Origin of the sequence: Oceanobacillus senegalensis, assembly GCF_900176885.1 — a bacterium.
GTDB classification, from domain to species: Bacteria; Bacillota; Bacilli; order Bacillales; family Amphibacillaceae; genus Oceanobacillus; species Oceanobacillus senegalensis.
On record NZ_LT839648.1, the window covers coordinates 1,432,591 to 1,454,220 of the forward strand.

A 21,630-nucleotide genomic window follows, 5' to 3' on the forward strand; every position below is an offset into this window, starting at 1 on the left:
ACCACAAGAGTATAACACAAGGCCCTCCCCACTTAAATGGATTCGTTTTTCCTTCATTTTTGAGGTGAGGGTATTACCGCCCAATAACCTGCGATAAATCCAAAAGAAAAAAACATCTACAATTTTATAGATGTTTTTCACTGTCTGGTTTTGGGAAAATCAGCTTAAATATACTCCCTTGATTATTTTCTTTTTGTATAATTTCTAATCTACCGTGATGTTCTTCTAAGATTTGCTTTGAAATCATAATACCTAAACCAGTTCCATTTTTCTTAGTTGTGAAGAAGGGTTCGCCTAATTTATGTAAGATATCTTCTGGTATTCCCGGACCTTCGTCCATAATATGTATTTCTATACTTGAGGTATTGGATAAAACACGTATGGTTATTTCTCCCGGTTTATCCATGGCTTCGATTGCATTTTTAACCATGTTAATTAACACTTGCTTAATTTGCGATTTATCACAATGGATGTTAGCTGTAATAGGCTCTTGAATAATCAGCCCAATATTTTTTAATTTCGCCTGAGAGTGAAGTAGACTCACTGTATCGTCTATCATTTCTTTAATTGATTCTAACCGTTTAAAATCTGTAAGTGGTTTGGAAACAAATAGTAATTCTGAAGTAATTTTTTCCATTTTCTCTATTTCTTCAATCATGATTTTATAATACTCTTCTTTTCGATCCACACCAGCTTGTAATAATTGAAGAAAACCTTTAATGGATGTTAAGGGATTGCGTATTTCATGAGCGATACCCGCAGCCAGCTGACCTGCAACAGACATTTTTTCAGACCTAACAAGTAGTTCCTCTGTTTCTTTACGATCCGAAATATCTCTCAAAGTAATGACATAATAGCTTTTTTGTGTGTATTCATCAAATACTTTATTCGTCACAATATCTGTTGTCATTCGCTCTCCACTTTTATGAATGAGATCAACGGTAAAGCGTTGATTTTTGTTATACGTATCCTCATGATTTTTCTCGATATAGTTTCGTTCTTCCAGGGTAAATCTATCATACCAGAACGTCCCAACTAATTCGGATCTCGTATAACCTATTAATCTTTCTGCAGAATTCGATACAAAGATTATTTTTCCTTTTTCATCACAAACTTCGATTACCTCATTTTGATTATTTTCAATCCAATCAAGAATAGGTAAGGGTAGCATTGAGTAATTTGAAAAATATCCCTCGTCCACAGAACGGCCGGGAACGGTTTGACTTGAATCAACCTTGTTGTCTGATTTTACATTTTCAAAACTCATTACAACCTCCCCTTTTCTGTTTTATTTAATGTTCAATATACTATATGATAAATTAATATCGAATATGAAACTTGTTTGTCTTTTTTAACCATATTATAATTAAATTTGTAAATAATTCCTATTACTAAGTAATAATACTATAAATCATACTAAAAATAAAATAAATATTTTTCGAATTTACACGTATTTGTGTAAATTTACGTCAAACGAGAGGTTATAATTATTAATGACAGGGAATTTTCCCTTGTTTATTAAGTAATAGGTGGTTTTTAAAAAAATTAAAAAGATAAGGTGGAATAAATGGAAATAATTTTAGTTTTATGGGGCTTTCTTCTTATCAGTTTACTATCCATAGGTGGATTTTTTATGTTCCGTAAATTCCTCAAACAGCTTCCAAAAGAGGATGGAAAATCCGTTATGGATTGGGAAATTCATTACATTGAAGAAACAAAACATATGTGGAATGATAAGGAAAAGGATTTATTAGAAGAATTGGTTTCTCCTGTTCCAGAGCTTTTTCGAGATGTAGCCAAGCAAAGTATTGCAAGTAAAATTGGTGAAGTTGCTTTAAAAAAAGAGATAAAATCTATTAATCAGGATGTAGTCATCGAAGGATATATATTAGCAACTCCGAAACGAGACCATAAATTTCTACGGAAAAAATTGAAGGAAAAACAAATTGACGTTACACCATATGAGCATTTGTTTGCTCTATCTAAAGAGGGATACAAAACGAATTGGCAACGTAAATATAAAGAAGCCAATAAAGGATGAAATAAAATTTGGTCTATAAATAAAACTCCTATTCAAATTTTACGATTTTGTAAAATATAGAATAGGAGTTTTTAATTAGGAGGCCATTGTCTTTCTCAATTGCAAATATTGATAAAGCATACAAATTCTCCAAGTTCCAATCATGCCGAACGCTAATATAAAGAACATTCCAGACGTTTCCCCTAAGGATATGTAACTTCCGATAATTAATTTAACTACCAATCTAAAAGCTAATAAACTAAGTAGAATGATAGGAAATGCCTTGGAAGGTACTAGAAATATATCGGAACCTTTCACTTCAAATTTAGAAGTCTTAATTAGAAAAATAGAACAAATGATACCTACTACTAAAGCTTCCCAAACTTGCATCCATTCAATTCGAAACACAGGAAAGACAAACATAAGTGCACCTGTACTCATCGCTATTGGTGGTATAATAATTTTTTTAACGGAAGCAGGTTTTTTCGCAGCTTTTAACCGAACAATAATTGCAAGAATAGCCATAAATGCAAATCCTACAGTACTTAGAATTAACCATAACATCACAGATCACTCTTTCATTGCCCTATTGTTTTCTGTTAATAAATTGAAGAAAGTCCACCAAACAGATTTGTATGAGGTGGACTTTCCTATAAGGATAATATGGTATAGATACGACTAACCATTAACATGAATTCATTACGAAACTATGTAATGGATTAGAAAATAACGGTATGTATCCACATATAATCAACCATTATTGATCATCTGTAATCGTTAAAATAATTGTCATAACTACACCCACTACAGTTAGGTAAACACCTAAATCAAATAGCATAGCCGTTGCTAGTTCAACTTCCCCAAAGATTGGTAAATAGAAATATCCAAAAGTGTGAGACAAGAATGGAACATCAAATAAAAATGACCCAGCACTAGTTAATACAGCTGTTAACAAACCAACTGGAATCATTGTTTTAAAATTTATCGGCAGCATTTGGTTTACTGTTTTCATACCGTAGGACATATACAATAATAATATAGCTCCAGATGTCATTAGTCCCCCAATAAATCCTCCACCAGGTGAATTATGCCCAGCAAAGAATGCATAAACGCCAAATCCTAGTAATAGAAAGGAAATGAGGGATGTTGCTGTACGTAATATAAGATTGTTTGTTCCTGCCATTTGACTTACTCCTTATAGTTGATAATTTCACTCTATTTTAGTATACCACGTGTAAAAACGCTTTAAAAGCCTGAGAAACCAAAGAATCCTGCTAGAAACGCGGTTAGTTTCGTCATCCAATCAAAGAATAAAGCGATACCAGTAAATATCATGATGTATCCACCAATTTTTATTAATCGCTGACTATGCTTTTTAAACCAATTAAACTTACCAATGAATGTAGCAAGTACGAGAAATGGAATAGAAAATCCAAGAATATAACTAATCATCATGATTAATCCAACGTTAGGGTTTGTTGCAGCTAAGGAAAGGACAATAGCTAAAATCGGTCCTGTACAAGGCGTCCACCCCAAGGAAAATGCCATTCCAATAATAAAGGACCCGAAGAAACCTGCTGGACGGTTTTTAAATGTAATTTTTCGATCCTTCATTAAAAATTTGAAATTTAATACCCCAACAATCACTAGACCAAAGAAAATAATAAGGATTGCACCGATTTGTCTAATTAAATCTTGATAGGTTAGTAAGAAATCGGATATAAACGTTGTTGTAAATCCAATCATGATAAAGATACTGGAGAAACCTAGTAAAAAACATAGTGTATGAATGATTGCTTTTTTATTTAACTTTGTATTCTCATCTTTAATCTCACTTACACTCATTCCCGTAATATAAGATAAAAACACCGGAAATAAAGGTAATACACATGGTGAAACAAAAGATAAAAAACCTGCACCAAAAGCAAGGAATATATTTATTTCAGACATACGAAACCTCCTCTCTTTCTATTGTATCAAAAATTACCAAATTTAATTAGCATGATTATGACAAAATACGGAAAGATTAGGAAGTATTTAGGCATTAGATAAGCCAAATTAATCTAATCAATGTTTATTAGAATAATCGCCATAACCTTAAGGTTCTACCTATCCTTTAAAAGTCAATGTAGCCTCTTCTAATTACTAACGAAATTTGTCTTTCTAACACTGTTTGCATCGATGTATACGTTAGGTAAAATCATTCTTTTATGACTACTCCAACATTTTCAGTATTATTTATCAAATCTTTTGCCTTACAATAGATCAAAATATGTAATGCTTTTTCATCGTTTTTTCGTAAACCTTCCCAAACTATTCATTCCTCTTATTCAACCAAACAACAACGCAAAAAACCACTTTTTCTGGTAGAAAAAGTGGTTTATGTAAAATTAACCTTTTTTACAAGGAAAGATTAGGAAAACCCCTCAAATTAGCGTTCTATTTCTTTTTCGTATTCGTATCCATTTGATTGTTCATAGCACGCATCATTTGATTAATTTTCTTCTGTGATGGTTTTTGCCCCATTTGCATCATCATAGTACGTAGCATTTGCTCATTAATCGGAGGATTCTTTTTCAAGTAATCCATCATGTATTTCCGTGCAAGGAAAAAACCAAGAGCAACACCTGCTATTAACGCTGCTATAGCAATTAGTACGACCCAAATTGTAGCCATTTCAAGTTTCCTCCTTCGTGTTGTCTCTTATAAAGGTCGTTCAAAAAAGTCCGATAAAATGACATTACAATGTTGGTAGTATAGACGCCTCTACTAAGACAACCGATTACTACTATGTCTTATTTTTATCCACCTTTTGAACACACACTTATACAGTATAGTAAATCATTGACAAGAATACAATACTTGGTTCTTCTGTTCATCCCTTGGCATTTTCACAGGTGAAATCCATCCAAAATTACGATAGGAATCACCCACGACAAACATATACGGTTGATATAAACGTAAGATTGGAAATAATAATTCCTCAGCATCTTGCAAAGATTCACAACGAAATTTTATCTGTTTTTCACTTATATGTAAAGAAATATACTGCTTTCCACTATATATTTCCATATAAGTGCCATTTGTATGTACTTTCATATGTTTTTTCAAATGATTTTTTATATGAGTCATTAAACTGTCAATGTGAAAAAAATGTGTAATAAAGTTATATTGATTCTTGAGATCACTTCGTCTTGGAGTGTTCTCATATTCTTTAAAAAAGCGATAAAGGATATCACTTTTATGAAAATAATGGTTAGCAATTTCTTCTCTTATCCAATAAATAGAATACATATACATAGAAATTCCTCCCTTTTATTCTATTATACGTATCCTATCTAAAAATAATGTCATTTCTAGATGTAAACTATCACTAGTTTTGTCGATTAGGGATAAAAGAGAAAAAATAAGTAAAAATGACTAGAATTTGCTGTGAAAAAAGGTGGCCTCCACTCAGGAAAGCCACCTTCCTTTTTAAAATAATGACCTTATTTAACTAGGGATTCTACATTTTTAACTACATTTTCAACGGTGAATCCGTATTCCGCAATAACTTTGTCACCATTGGCAGAAGCACCAAATGTGTCAATTGCCATCACCATTCCATTGTCTCCCGTATATTTATGCCATCCTAAAGAAGTGCCCATTTCAATGGCAACACGGTTCTTCACTTGTGGTGGAATAACTTCATTTTTGTATGCTTCATCTTGTTTGTTGAAGCGATCCCATGAAGGCATGCTTACAACACTAGCGTCGATACCTTTTTCTTTAAGAGCTTTTTGAGCATCAACTGCAAGCGAAACCTCTGAACCAGTTGCAAGAAGAAGTGCGTCAGGTGTTTCTTTATCTGCTTTACTTACAACATAAGCACCTTTCTTCACACCTTCATATGCATTTTCTTTTGTACCTTCTAATGTAGGTAGATTTTGTCTTGTTAACACAAGAGCTGTTGGTGTATCTTGAGATTCGATTGCTAATCTCCAAGCTGCTTGTGTTTCATTTCCATCAGCTGGGCGAACAACAGATAGTCCTGGCATTGCTCGTAATGAAGCTAATTGTTCGATCGGTTCGTGTGTTGGACCGTCTTCCCCAACTGCAATGGAGTCATGTGTGAATACATAGGTCACAGGCATATTCATGATAGATGCTAGACGGATAGAAGGTCTTAAGTAGTCACTGAAAACAAAGAATGTTCCACCGAATACTTTTAATCCACCATGTAATGCCATACCATTTAATGCTGCACCCATGGCATGTTCACGTACACCAAACCAGATGTTTTTACCGGCGTAGTTTTCGCGAGAGAAATCTTCCTCTTCTTTCATTGTTGTTTTGTTTGAACCTGCTAGGTCCGCACTACCACCAAAGAAGTTTGGAACAGATTTCGATATAGCATTTAAAACTTCACCAGATGATGCACGAGTCGCTAGAGATGAACCTGGCTCATATACAGGTAGATCACTTGTCCAACCTTCTGGTAATTCATCGTTCATAGCTTGCTCTAATTCTTTAGCTAGCTCTGGGTATTTTTCTTTATATGTGCTGAATAAATCATTCCATGCAGCTTCTTTTTCTTGACCGTTTTTCACAATTTTCTCGTTGAAATCAGCATAAACTTCTTCTGGTACATGGAAATCATCATGAGACCATTCGTAAAATTCTTTTGTTAGTACTACTTCATCGCCTCCAAGTGGAGCACCATGAGACGCTGCAGAAGCTGATTTATTTGGAGAACCATAGCCAATAACCGTACGGATTTCAATTAGTGTTGGCTGGTCTGTGTTTTCTTGTGCAGCTTTAATTGCATTTCTAATTTCATCAACATTATTTCCATCCTCTACACGAAGTACTTGCCAGCCATATGCTTTAAAGCGTTCTTCTGTGTTATCAGAGAATGATTTATGCAAGTCACCATCTAGTGAAATGTCATTAGAATCATAAAGCGCGATTAATTTACCTAATTTTAAATGTCCTGCTAATGATGCAGCTTCATGAGAAATACCTTCCATTAAATCTCCATCACTAACTAGAGCATACGTATAATGATCTACAACAGAAATATCATCTTTATTAAATTTAGCAGCTAAATGAGCTTCAGCCATTGCCATACCAACAGACATAGCAATACCTTGTCCTAATGGCCCAGTAGTTGCTTCGACACCATCTGTATGATGTACTTCTGGGTGTCCCGGAGTTTTAGATCCCCATTGACGGAATTCCTTAATATCATCCATTGTTACATTATAACCAGATAAATGAAGTAAGCTATATAGAAGCATAGAACCATGGCCTGCAGATAGAACGAAACGGTCACGGTTAAACCATTTTGAATGCTTAGGATTATGATTCATAAAATCTGTCCATAATGTATAAGCCATAGGTGCTGCCCCCATAGGTAAACCAGGGTGCCCTGAATTAGCTTTTTCAATTGCATCGATAGATAATGTACGAATTGTATTGATGGATAAGTTTTCAATATTTGACATAATGATTGCTCCTTCCACTTGTGGTTTATGTACCCTTCCCTATTCTATACGGAAATGGCCGAAGTCACAAGTATTATTTGTTTGTTTCCCCAACTAATTAATCTTTCTTTATTTTCAGATAAATACTCAATGTTTTTTATTTCGGTCTTGCATATCACGAACTTTCTTCGGTGTCACATCATTCCCCCTAGGGTCAATGACAGTCATCGTTTTCATATGATTTTTAAAAGAGCTTCGAACATTTTTCAAATATTCTTCTCTTAGTTTTTTTTGCTCTTTCTTTTCTTTATCTGATAGCCCTTCACTTTTGGACTTTCTTGCTAGCTCATTGATACGGTTTAGTTTCTCTTTGGAAAGCATTCTATATTCCTTTCTATTTTGAAAATAATAGTCGTATTGTGCACATAAAATGTATTTTGTGCATGAAACGGAAATTTCAATCGTACATAATACCGCTACGGAAATAAATGTTCTATATTGATTGTTAATTCTTGTTGTGGGCAGTTTACTTCTTGAAAATAAAGTGACAAGACGTCGCATTTTTGTCGGCCTTTCATCCCCCACTGAAACGAAGGAACAAAGGGTATGCTATAGTAGAAATCAACGCACCTATTACAACACTAAAAAGAAAAAACAATCAAAACACAAAAAAAGCAAGAACAACGATCACTGTTCCTGCCTAAATATTACTATTCCACTCACAGATATTCAAGTCTCACGTATTTCCTGATACCTCCGATGTACCGTTGCTTTGGAAACATCGTATCCCATTCCATTTAATGTTTTAGTAATCTCTTCGAAGGTTAATTTATTTTGTCTTAACCGAACAACTTCTTCTATCGGAAAATCAACACGCTCTCTACCGTTAGCTTTATGTTGGTTGGATAGATTTTTACTAGGATTATATCCATTTTTAATGGCTCGTTTCATGCCTCGTTTAATTTTTGCATTATGTATTTTACGTTGGTATTCTTCAACGATTCCAACTATTTGTAATACCATCGAATCGGATTCTGAAAGTTCTAGCTCCCCATCATTTACAGATGTATATATAGGTATATCTAATTTATGTAACTGATGAAACAAGGCTATCTTTGTATTTCCCCGTCCCAGTCTTGTTTCATCCTGGATAAGCAGACAATCTGCTTCACCCTCTGCAAAATAATGTAATAATTGAAAGATGCCATCACGATCAATCTCATATCCACTCTCTTGTTCTTCTATGCAATCAACCACTGTTATATCATGTCTAGCTGCTAGTTTAACCAATTCCTCTTTTTGCCGAGATAAAGACGTTTCCTGTGTGGATTTATCTGTACTCACTCGACAATATATAATGGCTTTCATTTCTTCTACTCCTTATCATGCACTAAGTATCATAGATACATATAATAACACCAATGTTAATCCAAAAGAAACAATATAAAATAAGTCCGTTTTCGTAATATTTCCAAACATATAAAGTCCCCCTTTTAATAAAAACAGAACCCCTGTTCGATTCATTTATTTTAGTATAAACACGAACATATGGTCTTGTCAACCGTTTTTCGAACGAATGTTTGCGTCTACTTGTAGAAAATGGTAAACTAGCATTAATTAATCGTATGCGTGAGGTGTGTAGTAGATGACAAAACTTTCAAATAGGCAACAAATGATTCTTGATTTTATAAAAGACGAAGTAAATCAAAAGGGATATCCCCCATCCGTAAGGGAAATTGCGGTTGCAGTGGGATTAGCTTCTAGCTCCACTGTTCATGGTCATCTTGAAAGATTAGAAAGTAAAGGATACATAAGAAGGGACCCTACCAAACCAAGGGCGATTGAAGTACTAGATTCAGACGAAAACAATAATATTCCAAAAGAGGAAGCTCGTTATGCCCCTGTTATCGGAAAAGTAACCGCAGGACTGCCGATTACAGCGGTTGAAAATATCGAAGAATTCATCCCATTACCTAGCTCCACTGCTAGTCCGGATGATAATTTATTTGTATTAGTCATTGACGGAGAAAGTATGATAGAGGCTGGTATTCTAGATGGAGACATGGTTATTGTTAAACAGCAAAACACAGCCCTTAATGGGGAAATTGTCGTAGCCATGACAGAGGAAAACGAAGCAACAGTAAAACGTTTCTTTAAAGAGAAAGATCATATTCGCTTGCAGCCTGAGAACTCTACGATGGAGCCTTTAATTTATCAGAATGTAACGATATTAGGAAAGGTTATTGGATTGTATCGGAATATTCATTAATTAATATGCTATTTTCATAGAAATAGTGGAGTATGGATAGAATATAAAAAAAGCAGCAAGACCTAAAGAAATGGATCTTGCTGCTTTTTTCTCAATGTAAACATGTTTGCATTGACCTATTTACTAATCTACGTATATTTCTAGGACATTGGCTTTTAAAAATAATACTGGAAGTTAAGTTATTTTCTGCAACTCCCATGCAATATGTGCACTTTCTTCCAATTCTTCTAATGCAAAAAACGCTTCCATGATATCGTTTCCTGGTACAACCGGACCATGATGACTCAAAAGCCAGCCATCATTTTCCTTTACTCGTTTTTCAAATTCGTTAAACAATTCTTGACTTCCCGGTTTTTCATAAGGAATTAAGCCAACTGTTCCCAATTTCATTTTTAGATATGGAGTGTGATCCGGGATACAATCTGATTCATTTAAATCAGGCAAACAACTCCAAAGCACACTATACGTACTATGTACATGAAGAACTGCTCCTGTACTAGGTTTAGCTTGAAATACGGATAAATGTAATGGCCATTCTTTACTTGGCTTTTTTTCATTATATGGATTTCCATCCATGTCCATCACAGCAAACTCATCAGCTTTCAGTGTTCCAAAGCAGGTACCAGAAGCCGTAATATACATTTTATCTTCATGTACAAAGCTTAAGTTAGCAACACTTCCACTAGCTTTCCCACGTTGAAAAAGACTATGGGCAACCCAAATCGCATTATCCAGCTTTTTATCTAATGTTTTATCCATACTTACCACACTCTCTATTATTCTATTATCTATTATATGAAGGATAAGGCACGAGTGAAAAAATCAGGTTTTCCAAAGTTACCACTTTTCAATACCATTCGAATTCGATGATCCAGTGTAGGTATCATGATTGGCACTCCAGGTGCGATGCTCTTTCCAATATGGTATCCCGTATATCCGAGCCTTTTTGTTACAGCTCCACTCGTTTCTCCACCCGCAACAATAATCCGATGAAACCCTGATTCTACCGCAAGTTCGGCTAAATCTGCGGTTGCCTTTTCTAATTTTTCCGCAACTTCTTCTTTCCCTTGTTCCTGGATTCGTTTCACATTTTCAGGGGTGTCACTGCTATATACTAAGACGGATTCTTCCTTATTTTGAGAAATGACATTCCATATTCTCTCTACCGACTCCTCTCCAGTTAGCAATTTCATTGGATTCATAAAATAGGTTTTTCCTCCAGATTTTTGATATTCAGTAATCTGGTTTCGCGTCATTTCGCTGCAACTTCCAGCTAATATTAATGCTGGTGAATCAGAACGGTCAAATGGATGTGCTGCTATATTTTCTTTATACATTTTGGCCAATGGATATGCTAAACCACTGCCACCAGTAATAAGTTTTAGATTTCCAAATACCTCTACCAGTTTTTCCGCATCTTCCTCTTTCTCATAGTCTGGTACGATATAAAATTTGTAATCCTTATCATTTGATGTTTCTAATTCATCCACTTTATCCTTGGAAAGGGAGTCTGATAGTTTCACACTAGGAAACTTACTTTGCACATTCATTAATCGTACTAAATCACAATCCCACATCGGTGTAAGTGGATGATCCTTCATAGGACTCTCATGTAATGGAACGCCATTTACATATAAACAACCGTCCTTTACGGTACGCCCATTTACCGGAAGCGCAGGACAAAGAATCGTATATGGAACATCTAGCTCTTCCATTACCGCATCACAAATCGGCCCAATATTACCTTCAGGTGTTGAATCAAAAGTAGAACAGTATTTCACATAAAACTGTTGTGCACCCTTCTCTTTTAACCAGCTTATCGCCTCTAAGGAATCTTTAACCGCTTCCTTTGTATCTTGAGTACGGGTTTTTAAGGCAATGACACATACCTCTGCTTGGGGAATTTCATCCGAATCTGGAACGCCATTATATAAAATGGTACTTAGTCCACCTTTTACAAAAAAGGAAGCAAGGTCACTGCCACCGGTAAAATCATCTGCAATGCAACCAAAGCGCATTAGATTCACCCCTTATTTTTCAACTAATTCTTCCACGTCGTTTTTACGAACTTTGACACCTAGCAAATCTTCATAGAAACGAATCATGGCATGTTTGTAATAATCTCCTTGACCGGCATGTAATGCTAGTTGATAGGTTTGCATAGTTCCGCTTAATGTAGGTAGAGGAATTTCATATTTTACTAATACTTCTGCCATACTCTCCATATCCTTATATGCTCTCTCAAGTGAAAATCCATGTTCGAAATTCCCTTCTAAAACCTTTGGAACCAATGTTTTTGATGCAAAACTTGACCCAGTAGCGGTCATTAATACGTCCCCAAGCTTTTCGGGATCTAAACCAAGTTTAACACCAACAGGCATTAACTCACTAAAGCTTGCAACACAAATATTTAACGCACAGTTATTAATCATCTTTGTAAGCTGTCCAGATCCGTTCTCACCCATATAAAGTACCTGTTCACCCATTCTATCTAGCATAGGTTTTATTGTATTGAATACTTCCTCATTTCCACCACACATGATACTAAGGGTTCCAGCCATGCTTTTCTTCTGTTGACCGGATATAGGACAATCCAAAAATTCAATTCCTTTGGATTTACAGGTTTCTGCGATTTCTGTTGCCCCAATATAACTGATAGTACTAAAGTCAACAATCGTTTGACCTGGTTCCAGATTCTTTAAAAGTCCGTTCTCTCCTAAAATAACTTCTTTTACAATCTCTAAGTTTGGTAAACAAAGGAAGATATAATCACTATCTACTGTATCTATAATATTCGTAGTTGTTTGAATCCCTTTTTCCTCAAACTGCTTCAGTGCTTCTGGATTGGCATCACATACAAGATATCGAAATTCTCCTTCTTGTTCCCCTTTTGCAAGATTTAATGCCATCCCTGTTCCCATTACGCCTAAACCGATAAAACTTACTTTCATAAAAATCTCTCCTTTTCGTTTTTGAATGGTTTCAAGAGTTAGAAATACGCAAAAATAGTATCTTAACTCTTGGATGCTCCTTGTTATCAACCTTATTTATTTTAGCTTACTACCACACTAGTGATTGCCTTCACCGCTTCTTTAGGACTAGTCAAAACGGGTAGTCCTAAGGTACGGACCTCCTCTTCCGCAGCTGCCTGTGTTATCTGTGCAAGAATGATTACTTCGCACCCTCTTTTTTTCAATTCCGCTGCAGCAAGATAATTAAGGCGATGATGTTCTACCGTATTACCTGCTTTCAATTCAGTCATCGCCTCTGTCGTAATTTCTGTATCTATTTCCACTTCTTTCTCAAATTCCCCAGCAATAGCTTCTAACTGAGATTTGGTTAATGGTCCTGATGGTGCATTGGTTGCAACAACGCCGATTTTAGTATAATTATTAACTACCTTTTCTAACATCGGACGATCAACCGCCATGATCGGTACGGATATAAATGGCTTTACAGATTCTACGATAGGTGTTAGCACCGTACATGCGACAATAATCGCATCAACACCTGCGTCCTGTGCTTTAATGGCAATATGGACAAAATCTTGATGGACTTTATCGTCAATACCTTTTATTTGATTGGTATAATACTGAATATTCTCATCAACAAAATTTAAGACTGTTGCCTCTGGAGCTAGATTTTTGAATGCTGCATTTAAAGGCGCTACAGCATTACACGTTGCATGAATAATACCTATTTTCATCACGATTCTCCTTTTTAGAGTATTTCGCTAACCTGTTTATAGGACTCATTATTATCATTTTTCCTTTGGCCTTTTTTAGCTTGTTGTTTTTTTAGACTTTCAATCATCTCATCAATATCTAATATCTTTCCATTAAAATTCAATGTATTACTCAAACGGCTGATGTGTGGTTGTTTTAACATCGCTTCCTCTAAAATGTCTAAATTCCAGAAAATTCCCCGCTTATTTTCATCTGAAACTACTTTTTTATTTGCCATCACGATGACACGCTCAAAATTCGTAACCACAAATTCCATATCATGTGTGATGGTTATGATGGTTTTGCCTTCTTTTACCAATGCGTTAATAATGGAACCTAATTTTTTAATGGCTATAGAGTCCTGACCAGCTGTTGGCTCATCCAAAATAATTGTCCCTGTATCCATCGCGATTACTGAAGCAATGGAAACCATTTTTTTCATGGAATAAGGCAAATTGTACGGGTGTATATCTAAAAATGACTCGAGCCCCGTTAATTCTGCGGCCTTTTTCACGTTTTCATTCATCTTCTCTTCTGAAAACCCAAGATTTTTCGGACCAAACATGATTTCGCTTTTTACTGTCTCATGAAAAATTTGATCATCAGGATTTTGAAAGACATAGCCTACTTTTCTAGATATTTGAGCCGTTGTATAGTCTTTGGTATTTAAACCTTCGATGATGACATCCCCTTTTGTTGGCCTCAATAATCCATTCATCATTTTCACTGTCGTTGTTTTTCCTGCTCCATTTTGCCCAATGATGGCTACCGATTCTCCCTTTTCGAAGGACATGTTGACATTTTCAACAGCTGTAAAACCATTTGGATAAGAAAAAGTAACATCGTTTAACGTTAAAAAACTCATGTTTTCACCCCTTTTAATGCCAGCCATTGCTTCATAACTTTAATAGACTCATCTTCTGTAACTGGAATTTTATCCGTCTTCATATTGTGTTTTCGCATTTGTAAATTTAATTGGGTATACTGTGTTAACTCCACACCATAGTTTTGTGTATCCTCATTAGCTAGCAATTCCTCTGCTTTTCCTTGTTTCTTAATTTGTCCATCCTGAAGGACAACAATATAGTCTGCATATTCGGCAATTAACTCTATTTTATGCTCTACTAATATAATGGTTTTGCCTTTTTGTTTCATAATATCTATGGCTTTAAATATTTCCTCTGTACCCTGTGGATCTAATTGTGATGTTGGTTCATCAATAACGAGTATATCTGGCTCCATAACAATGATTGATGCTAAAGCCACTCTTTGCTTTTGACCACCAGAGAGCTGATTCGGATTTTTGTCTTGTAAATACTCAATCCCTAACAACTTAATAATGTCTTGAACTCGCTTTTCTATCACACTGACCTCAATCCCTAAATTCTCGAGTCCAAAAGCAATCTCATCAAAAACCGTTTCTTTTACCCCACTGATTTGAGTAAAAGGATTTTGGAAGACAAATCCCACTTTTTGTGAAATTTCACTTGTATCCCAATTACGAATATCAATTCCATCTATCAGCACATCACCATGAAGATCACCCTTATAAAAGTGAGGGATAAATCCTCTAATAACATTACAAAGTGTGGTCTTACCTCCACCATTGACACCAACTAAGGCATATAGCTTACCTTTCTCGATATCAAGGTTAATATCTCGCAAAACCTCATCATTCCCAGTAGGGTACTTGTATGATAGATTTCTTATCTTTACTTCACTCATAGGAAAAACCTCCAGATCAAGATGGATACGAATAGAATAATTACTACGCCTTTAATAAGGCTATCATTCTTTGTCTTTTCCAATTGATGTAGACTTGTCTTTTTAGTCCGGGCTGTAAAAGCTCTTGATTCTAGGGTAATTGCTTTCTCCTCAGTACTGGAAAAGGATGATAAAATCAAAGGAGTTAATGCTGGTATAAAGGCTTTCATACGTACGCTTAGCTTCCCATCCGTTTCCACGCCACGGGATCTTTGTGCATCCATTATTCTTATCATATCCTGTCTCATCTCAGGAATAATGTTAAATGCTGCGATTAGCGTATACGTAGCTTTAGGAGAGATTCCCGCTATTTCTAACGAACGAGCCAAATCCGTTATTTTAGTAATCTGGAAAAATAAAATTAGTGCTGATCCTATCGCCACAATTTTGGAGGTTAATTGTAAACTGAAAGTAATCCCTTCTTGTTTAATGGAGAATGAACCCCATGACCACAGTACGGTTTCTCCCGGATAGAAGAATGATTGTAAAAGAAAAATCATTATAACTATAGGAAGAAATCCCTTAAGGACGAAGTTTAAGAATAATTTTGACTTACCAACTAACATAGCAATGATCAAGCAAACAATCGGGATCATATATGCATATAGAAATCCTGGTAATAGAAACGATAGGATGCACAAAAACAAGGTGCAATAAAGTTTCGTCGTTGGATATAGGTTTAGAATATAGGATCTAAGATTTTCCACTTGTTTACCTCCCTTTCATTATTGGACTCAAGGTAAGTTGAATTCTATTAACCTGCTTTTTTGTTGTTAATATATAAAGAGCCATAATTTTGTTTAGAAAGGTATTGATCGGACATTTTTCGAACAACAAAGTAAGCAATAAACATAGAAAGTATTTTGTCAAAGCTTTCAACAAATAGTTTTTGTGTTACAACGGCTGTCCATATTTCCTGCCCTGAAGCTAATAGAAAGCCTGTGAAAGCGTCTGATCCAGTTCCGGATGCTCCTCCAAATACAATAACGGTTGTCGGTGTAGCAATTAGTATCGCAACAATTGCTACAATAAAACCAGTAATCGCGACCTTCCAAATCTTTGTTGTCATGCCCCTCTTAGCTAGAAGACCTACTACAATCCCTGAAGCCATAGAAACCGGTGCAAACGCTAACTGTGCAGGGTCAAATACCCCAAAAATCAATTTAGAGAGACCTCCTGTTGCCGCTCCAACCCATGGACCAGCTAACATAGCGACAATCATCGTACCAATTTGATTTAAGAAGATAGGTATCTTCAACAAATGGACCAATTCACCAGCAACTACGTTTACTGCAACACCAACAGGAATAAGCAAAATTGCCATAAGTGTAAAATCCTTTTTTATACCTTTCATATCTTTCCCTCCTCTAAATGAAGATGAATCTGATCATACATGTTGGTAAAGTAAGGTTCATATTCCTTTGCCAACTGTAGACTCAATTGACTTTTTTCAAGGATAGACTCATATTTATCTTGAACAGCTTTTAAGATGGCCTCTTCATCAAAAGTGACTATTTTTCGATCCTTAAGAACCCATTCACCCTTGACCATTACCGAATCAACGGAACTTCCATTCTCGTAATATACTAGTTGAGAGATGGTGTCTGCTTTTACAGCCAAGGAAGAGGATTGTTTGGTTAAACATACGATATCCGCTTCGAAACCTTGTTTAATTTTCCCACGCTGCTTCTCTTCACCTAACAAGTAAGCACCACCAACTGTAGCCATTTTAAAAACATCGATTGGCTCTAGCCATTCTCGGAAATCGGAATGTTCTTGTCGGCTATGCATGACTGCTGTTCTCATTGCTTCAAACAGGTTATGAGCAGTCCCGCAATTAGAGGCATCCGTTCCCAAAGCTACATTCATTCCTGCTTGTATATAGGATGAAATTGCCGCTTTCCCACTTCCAAGCATCATATTACTTACCGGATTATGAATAAGAGAAACGTCATGCTTTGCAAGATCTTTCACTTCATGTTCTTCCAGCCAAATAGCATGGGCCGCGGACAATCTTCTCGAAATCAACTGCTGTTCTTGTAATCTACCTATGATCCCACCAGGAAACGTCGAATCACCTATTTTCTTTTGGATTCTTGTTTCCAAAAGATGGGTATGAATCAATGCCCCTTCCTGATCGCTTAATTGCTTACATAACGCAAGCATTTCCTTGGAACATCTTTGTGGTGCATTTGGTCCTACTAAGATGTTGATTTTATTATTCCTTTGATGCCATTTCGTAAAAAGAGACTCATAAAACGCTTTCATTTCCTGGACTGAAATCGGAGTATTATAATCTAATTGTGTCTTTAAATCTCCTGGTAATTCTACGGGGAGGAAGTGATGATCCGGTACATCGTGCATCATGGGAGCAAACCCGACTCTAATAGAAGAAGTTTCATATGCTTTTAGAGCGGCTTCTGATCGTTTGATATGTGGAAAATGATCAATGCAACTAGTAACACCACTTCTGATCATGTCTATTGAACCTAAAAGCACGGCATGGTAAATATCGTCATCATCTAGAGAATGTCCGTATGCCGTTGTATACAGCGACCATATTTCTAATGGTAAATGGCTGGTAGTCCCTTTTAATAGATTGGAATAGGAATGATAATGTGCATTTGTCATTCCAGGCATGATAACCATTTCCGATCCATCAATTGTTTCCTTGGCACGAATCGGTGGTTCACTTTCTGGTGAATGTGGAATAACTTCCATAATAATTCCATCTTCCACCAACACACTCCCTTGGATCGTGCCTAAATTATCATCCATCGTGATGATGGTGGCATTTTTAATTAGAATTGACATAACTCCCCCCCTTTTTCTATAAGGCTATTTTTTTAGATACTGTTGTTTGTGTCGCGGAATAGATAGTATGTTCACTTACTTGTAAAAGATATTGGTATGGTGCTCATGTTGATTTCCTCTCCAGGCAGTCGCTTTCCGCGGGCGCGGCTTCAGGCTCCGTAGCGGAAGACCGCACTTCGGAGTCTTCAGACACGTGCTATTACCACAGGACAAGGAAGGCTTCGTCAGCGTTACACCTTCGTGAGAAAAAGTGTTTTTCTTTTTCAAGGAGTCGACTGGCCTCCCTCCATCAATCAGCTTAATAGTGGAAACATGTACTTTATTCAACTAATTTATATTGATCAAATGCTAGAAAGCTCAAGGCCAGCGAAGGAAATACACGAAGACTCCAGTGGGACGAGAGGCCTAGGTGAGACACCGTAGTGCGTTAGCACGAAGGTGGCTCATCAGCCGCCCACGGAAAGCGTAGTGTAATTCCGTAGCGGTATTTACGCACTAATTTTAGCACTCAACTGCATAGCAAATTAGCAAGAATATATACGAAAACAGCTATCTAAAAAAATGCTTTATTTAATTTTCGATCTTGTGTCTTCTAATGTAGCGATACGGTTGGCGAATTGTTTTGCTACGCTCTGTCCGTCCACTCCCATAAGAACGGAGCTGTTGGGTTCGGAATGACCCCATTGTCCTGTGAACTCTGCGACGGTTTGTCCAGCTGTCAATTCCCCTTTTGTCTCGATGGAAACAAAAGCTGGTTGCTCGTCAAATAGTTCTGGCCACAATGCGTATGCTACAGCGGGTACGTCGTTGAAAAAGACACCTGTTTCTGTTGCTGAAGATTGCTGTACTTTGACGTATGCTTTACGACGGAATTCAGCAGCTTCAAGAAGAAATGCTCCTGGTCGATTACCTGCTTCACGAATGTGGTCTAGGTTCTCTTTAGAAATTCGCACTTTTGTACATACATCAAGCCCAACCTGAACAATAGGTACACCGGACTCATACATCATTCGTGCTGCTTCCGGATCACTAGCTAAATTGAAGGATGCCACTGGGGAAAAGTTTCCGGATACACGGACAGCTCCGCCCATGACGATAATTCTTTTCACCTTCTCTGCAAGACTAGGATCGATAGAGAGGGCAAGCGCTACGTTCGTTACAGGACCTAACGCGATAATCGTTATTTCGTTTGGTGTTTCATTACAGCGCCTTACTATTTCCAGCGCAGCACTTGTCTTCTCTTCTGATATCGTCGGGTTTGGGGCCTCGACACCTCCAAAACCATTGTTGCCGTGAATGTGCTTGGCAAAATAGGCTTGACGCACAAGAGGTTTGCTAGCTCCTCGGTAAACAGGAATGTCTGTTCTTCCGGCTAGCTCAAGTAAGGATAGTGCGTTACGCGTCGAAGTATCTACCTCGATATTCCCATACACCGTCGTTAAAGCTTCAACTTGTAACTCCGGTGATGCGATGGCAAGATAGATTGCCGCAAGATCGTCAACACCTGGATCCGTATCAATAATAACTCGTTCTACCATAATCTCTTATCCTCCTCTTCTAAGTAAGTAAAGATAGGAAGAGGGGCTAACTTCCCCCTCCACTCCCTTCCATACTAGGAATCTATTAAAATGACCAACTTCTTCGTGCAGTTATGCTAGTTGAGGGTTTCTTTCTCTGTCTACACCTTCGCAAAAGCGACGCGTTTTCTCCTCATCTACTGGATTCGTCATGATATCATCAATTTTAGAACCGTAACCAAAGACTGCTCCATCTGCATGTTTGAGAAGATTCGCTGTCTCAACTTTCATTCCACTCCCAATAATAATAGGCACATCAGGTACCGCACGCTTAACTGCTGTTAAATTCTCAATGGATGGAGGCTGAGCCGATTCTTCTCCAGCAAGAATAAGTGCGTCTGCCATCCCACGATAAGCTGCATCACGAGCCACAACATCAATAGGACGTTCTGCTAACGGTGCAGCGTGTTTTGTCTGAATGTCTGCGAAAATTTTAACCTTATTCTCTAAACCAAGGAATTTACGATATCTCGCTACTAAGTGCGCTGTACCGTTGATGAGACCCTGATCCGTCACGTACGCATCAGTAAGAACATTAAGTCTGATAAAATCAGCTCCTACTGTTCCAGCAACTGCTAATGCAGATTTCCACGAATTTCTTAGTATATTAATCCCCATAGGAAGCTTCACTTCCCGGCGAATTTCATGAGCAATCATGGTCATCGCTGCCACTGTTTCTGGTTCCTCTGTTTCAGGATAAAACGGATAATCATTGAAATTTTCTACCATAACTGCACTAGCTCCACCCTTTTCCAAGCTTTTCGCATCACGAATGGCGGCTTCTAAAACCTGTTCCATATTCCCATCGTACAGTGGAGAGCCTGGTAGAGGCTGTAAATGAACCATACCCAATACTGGTTTTTCAACACCGAAAGTACTCTTTAATGAATTTGTCAAACTAAACTCCTCCTTATTTTATAGAACATTTTTATATAGCATGGATTTAACATGGTTGACTATTAGTCATATACTTTATTCAATTACATCCATAGGCAGTTTCACATCCGCATCCATACTCGGCGCCCTTAGTTGTGCTGTAAGTCCGCCATCGATGGATAAGATGTGACCTGTGATATATGAAGCTTCCGGTGATGCTAAGAAGCGAACACCTTGACCAACATCTTGAGGCATTCCAAGCCTTCCCAATGGAATAAGACCGTCTGGTGAGGATTCTTCCCCGACAGTAGTTCGGTTTTCTACCCACATAGCTCCAGGCATCACAGCATTAACTCGGATTTTCCACGGAGCCAGATCAAGTGCCATAGCTCGTGTAGCAGCCTCAATAGCACCTTTTGTCGCGTCATAAGCGACACGATTTCGGTGTGCACGTGTAGCTCCTCCAGAACTCATATTGATAATGTTTCCACCTTCACCTTGATGAACCATCGCCTTTGCCGCCATTTGGCTACAGTGGTATAGGCCATTAAGGTGGATATTCATTAGATTTTCCCACATGGAGTAGTCTGTCTGTAGGAAATGTCTTTCCGATAGCGGGCCGTGACCTATGCCTGCATTGTTAACAAGCACATCGATACCACCCTGGAAACCGTTGGCTACCTCGAACAGATTTTTTACATCATCACTTGATGAGACATCCGTATATACAAACAGCCCATCGCCACCTGATTCGATGATTTCTTGCACACATCGCTCACCGGCTTCCGCGTCAATATCTGCGATGACTACCGACGCACCAATCTCAGCAAAAGAAAGGGCTATTCCTCGGCCAAGTCCCTTTGATCCACCGGTCACGATAACGCGTTGCTTTACCTTATTACCCAATTTTATTCACACTCCTTCTAAGTACCGTTATTTAAGTGTTTGTGAAAAAGTAGGTTAACAATTCATTTATTTCCATTTAATCTCTGAATCTATTCAAACGCTAACCTTCTAACGTTCGAGATTTGAAAAGGTTAGATTCACATTACTGAGTATTGGTAATACTCAGTTTACAGAAATCCCATAATCTCCTAATTTCTTTTCAAACCATTTCTTC

At 37.2% G+C, this 21,630-nt stretch carries 23 protein-coding genes; 2 read left to right on the forward strand and 21 right to left on the reverse strand.

The genetic code is table 11. The annotated features are described in order from the left end of the window. Positions 1-124: 124 nt before the first annotated feature. Complete coding sequence (locus CAO17_RS06895) at positions 125-1,267, reverse strand: ATP-binding protein (RefSeq protein ID WP_245831782.1); 1,143 nt, start codon at positions 1,265-1,267, stop codon at positions 125-127. 300 nt (positions 1,268-1,567) lie between these two features. Between CAO17_RS06895 and CAO17_RS06900 the strand changes: the two genes are divergently transcribed. Beyond that, on the forward strand, positions 1,568-2,041 hold the full coding sequence (locus tag CAO17_RS06900; protein WP_085992107.1) for a DUF2621 family protein: 474 nt from the start codon (positions 1,568-1,570) through the stop codon (positions 2,039-2,041). 75 nt (positions 2,042-2,116) lie between these two features. On the opposite strand, the gene CAO17_RS06905 is transcribed toward CAO17_RS06900, so the two are convergent. From CAO17_RS06905 to CAO17_RS06940, 8 genes are all read right to left on the reverse strand, one after another. Then, positions 2,117-2,584 (reverse strand): CcdC family protein, encoded by a 468-nt coding sequence (locus CAO17_RS06905; protein ID WP_085992108.1) that lies wholly within the window; start codon positions 2,582-2,584, stop codon positions 2,117-2,119. A 193-nt stretch (positions 2,585-2,777) separates the two neighbouring features. Beyond that, complete coding sequence (locus CAO17_RS06910) at positions 2,778-3,203, reverse strand: Na(+)/H(+) antiporter subunit B (protein WP_085992109.1); 426 nt, start codon at positions 3,201-3,203, stop codon at positions 2,778-2,780. A gap of 62 nt (positions 3,204-3,265) precedes the next feature. Further along, positions 3,266-3,970 carry a cytochrome c biogenesis CcdA family protein gene (locus tag CAO17_RS06915; RefSeq protein ID WP_085992110.1) on the reverse strand — a complete coding sequence of 235 codons (705 nt, stop codon included), beginning with the start codon at positions 3,968-3,970 and terminating at the stop codon, positions 3,266-3,268. A 489-nt stretch (positions 3,971-4,459) separates the two neighbouring features. Continuing rightward, positions 4,460-4,696, reverse strand: a complete 237-nt coding sequence (locus CAO17_RS06920; RefSeq protein ID WP_085992111.1) for a YneF family protein — start codon at positions 4,694-4,696, stop codon at positions 4,460-4,462. A 165-nt stretch (positions 4,697-4,861) separates the two neighbouring features. Next, a complete protein-coding gene (gene sirA / locus CAO17_RS06925; RefSeq protein WP_085992112.1) occupies positions 4,862-5,320 on the reverse strand; it encodes a sporulation inhibitor of replication protein SirA in 459 nt (152 codons plus the stop codon). A 188-nt stretch (positions 5,321-5,508) separates the two neighbouring features. Further along, the gene (tkt, locus tag CAO17_RS06930; RefSeq protein WP_085992113.1) at positions 5,509-7,506 is read right to left on the reverse strand and encodes a transketolase; all 1,998 of its coding nucleotides are present in this window, start codon (positions 7,504-7,506) and stop codon (positions 5,509-5,511) included. Between the two features lie 126 nt (positions 7,507-7,632). Beyond that, positions 7,633-7,866: a DUF896 domain-containing protein gene (locus CAO17_RS06935; protein WP_085992114.1), complete on the reverse strand. Its 234-nt coding sequence runs from the start codon at positions 7,864-7,866 to the stop codon at positions 7,633-7,635. A 348-nt stretch (positions 7,867-8,214) separates the two neighbouring features. Then, a complete protein-coding gene (locus CAO17_RS06940; RefSeq protein WP_085992115.1) occupies positions 8,215-8,853 on the reverse strand; it encodes a YneB family resolvase-like protein in 639 nt (212 codons plus the stop codon). A 277-nt stretch (positions 8,854-9,130) separates the two neighbouring features. Here CAO17_RS06940 and lexA point away from each other — a divergent pair, with 277 nt between their 5' ends. Beyond that, complete coding sequence (gene lexA / locus CAO17_RS06945; protein ID WP_085992116.1) at positions 9,131-9,754, forward strand: transcriptional repressor LexA; 624 nt, start codon at positions 9,131-9,133, stop codon at positions 9,752-9,754. 174 nt (positions 9,755-9,928) lie between these two features. Here the strand turns inward: lexA and CAO17_RS06950 are convergent, their stop codons facing one another. From CAO17_RS06950 to CAO17_RS07005, 12 genes are all read right to left on the reverse strand, one after another. Continuing rightward, positions 9,929-10,513: a class II aldolase/adducin family protein gene (locus tag CAO17_RS06950; protein ID WP_085992117.1), complete on the reverse strand. Its 585-nt coding sequence runs from the start codon at positions 10,511-10,513 to the stop codon at positions 9,929-9,931. A 32-nt stretch (positions 10,514-10,545) separates the two neighbouring features. Continuing rightward, a complete protein-coding gene (gene otnK, locus CAO17_RS06955) occupies positions 10,546-11,772 on the reverse strand; it encodes a 3-oxo-tetronate kinase (RefSeq protein WP_085992118.1) in 1,227 nt (408 codons plus the stop codon). A 12-nt stretch (positions 11,773-11,784) separates the two neighbouring features. Further along, entirely contained in the window at positions 11,785-12,705 is a 921-nt protein-coding gene (locus tag CAO17_RS06960) for an NAD(P)-dependent oxidoreductase (RefSeq protein ID WP_085992119.1), read from the reverse strand. A 101-nt stretch (positions 12,706-12,806) separates the two neighbouring features. Next, complete coding sequence (locus CAO17_RS06965) at positions 12,807-13,460, reverse strand: aspartate/glutamate racemase family protein (protein ID WP_085992120.1); 654 nt, start codon at positions 13,458-13,460, stop codon at positions 12,807-12,809. A gap of 14 nt (positions 13,461-13,474) precedes the next feature. Next, complete coding sequence (locus tag CAO17_RS06970) at positions 13,475-14,344, reverse strand: energy-coupling factor ABC transporter ATP-binding protein (protein WP_085992121.1); 870 nt, start codon at positions 14,342-14,344, stop codon at positions 13,475-13,477. After that, a complete protein-coding gene (locus tag CAO17_RS06975; RefSeq protein ID WP_085992122.1) occupies positions 14,341-15,204 on the reverse strand; it encodes an energy-coupling factor ABC transporter ATP-binding protein in 864 nt (287 codons plus the stop codon). Before CAO17_RS06975 ends, CAO17_RS06970 begins: the two co-directional genes overlap by 4 nt. Continuing rightward, complete coding sequence (locus CAO17_RS06980; RefSeq protein ID WP_085992123.1) at positions 15,201-15,950, reverse strand: energy-coupling factor transporter transmembrane component T family protein; 750 nt, start codon at positions 15,948-15,950, stop codon at positions 15,201-15,203. Before CAO17_RS06980 ends, CAO17_RS06975 begins: the two co-directional genes overlap by 4 nt. A 47-nt stretch (positions 15,951-15,997) precedes the next feature. Next, positions 15,998-16,597, reverse strand: a complete 600-nt coding sequence (locus CAO17_RS06985) for an ECF transporter S component (protein ID WP_085992124.1) — start codon at positions 16,595-16,597, stop codon at positions 15,998-16,000. Next, on the reverse strand, positions 16,594-18,057 hold the full coding sequence (locus tag CAO17_RS06990; RefSeq protein ID WP_085992125.1) for an amidohydrolase family protein: 1,464 nt from the start codon (positions 18,055-18,057) through the stop codon (positions 16,594-16,596). Before CAO17_RS06990 ends, CAO17_RS06985 begins: the two co-directional genes overlap by 4 nt. Positions 18,058-18,623: 566 nt before the next feature. Then, positions 18,624-19,595: a nucleoside hydrolase gene (locus CAO17_RS06995; protein ID WP_085992126.1), complete on the reverse strand. Its 972-nt coding sequence runs from the start codon at positions 19,593-19,595 to the stop codon at positions 18,624-18,626. A 111-nt stretch (positions 19,596-19,706) separates the two neighbouring features. Further along, positions 19,707-20,531 carry a BtpA/SgcQ family protein gene (locus tag CAO17_RS07000; protein WP_143833729.1) on the reverse strand — a complete coding sequence of 275 codons (825 nt, stop codon included), beginning with the start codon at positions 20,529-20,531 and terminating at the stop codon, positions 19,707-19,709. A gap of 75 nt (positions 20,532-20,606) precedes the next feature. Next, positions 20,607-21,416 (reverse strand): SDR family NAD(P)-dependent oxidoreductase, encoded by an 810-nt coding sequence (locus tag CAO17_RS07005; RefSeq protein WP_179151902.1) that lies wholly within the window; start codon positions 21,414-21,416, stop codon positions 20,607-20,609. Positions 21,417-21,630: the final 214 nt, after the last annotated feature.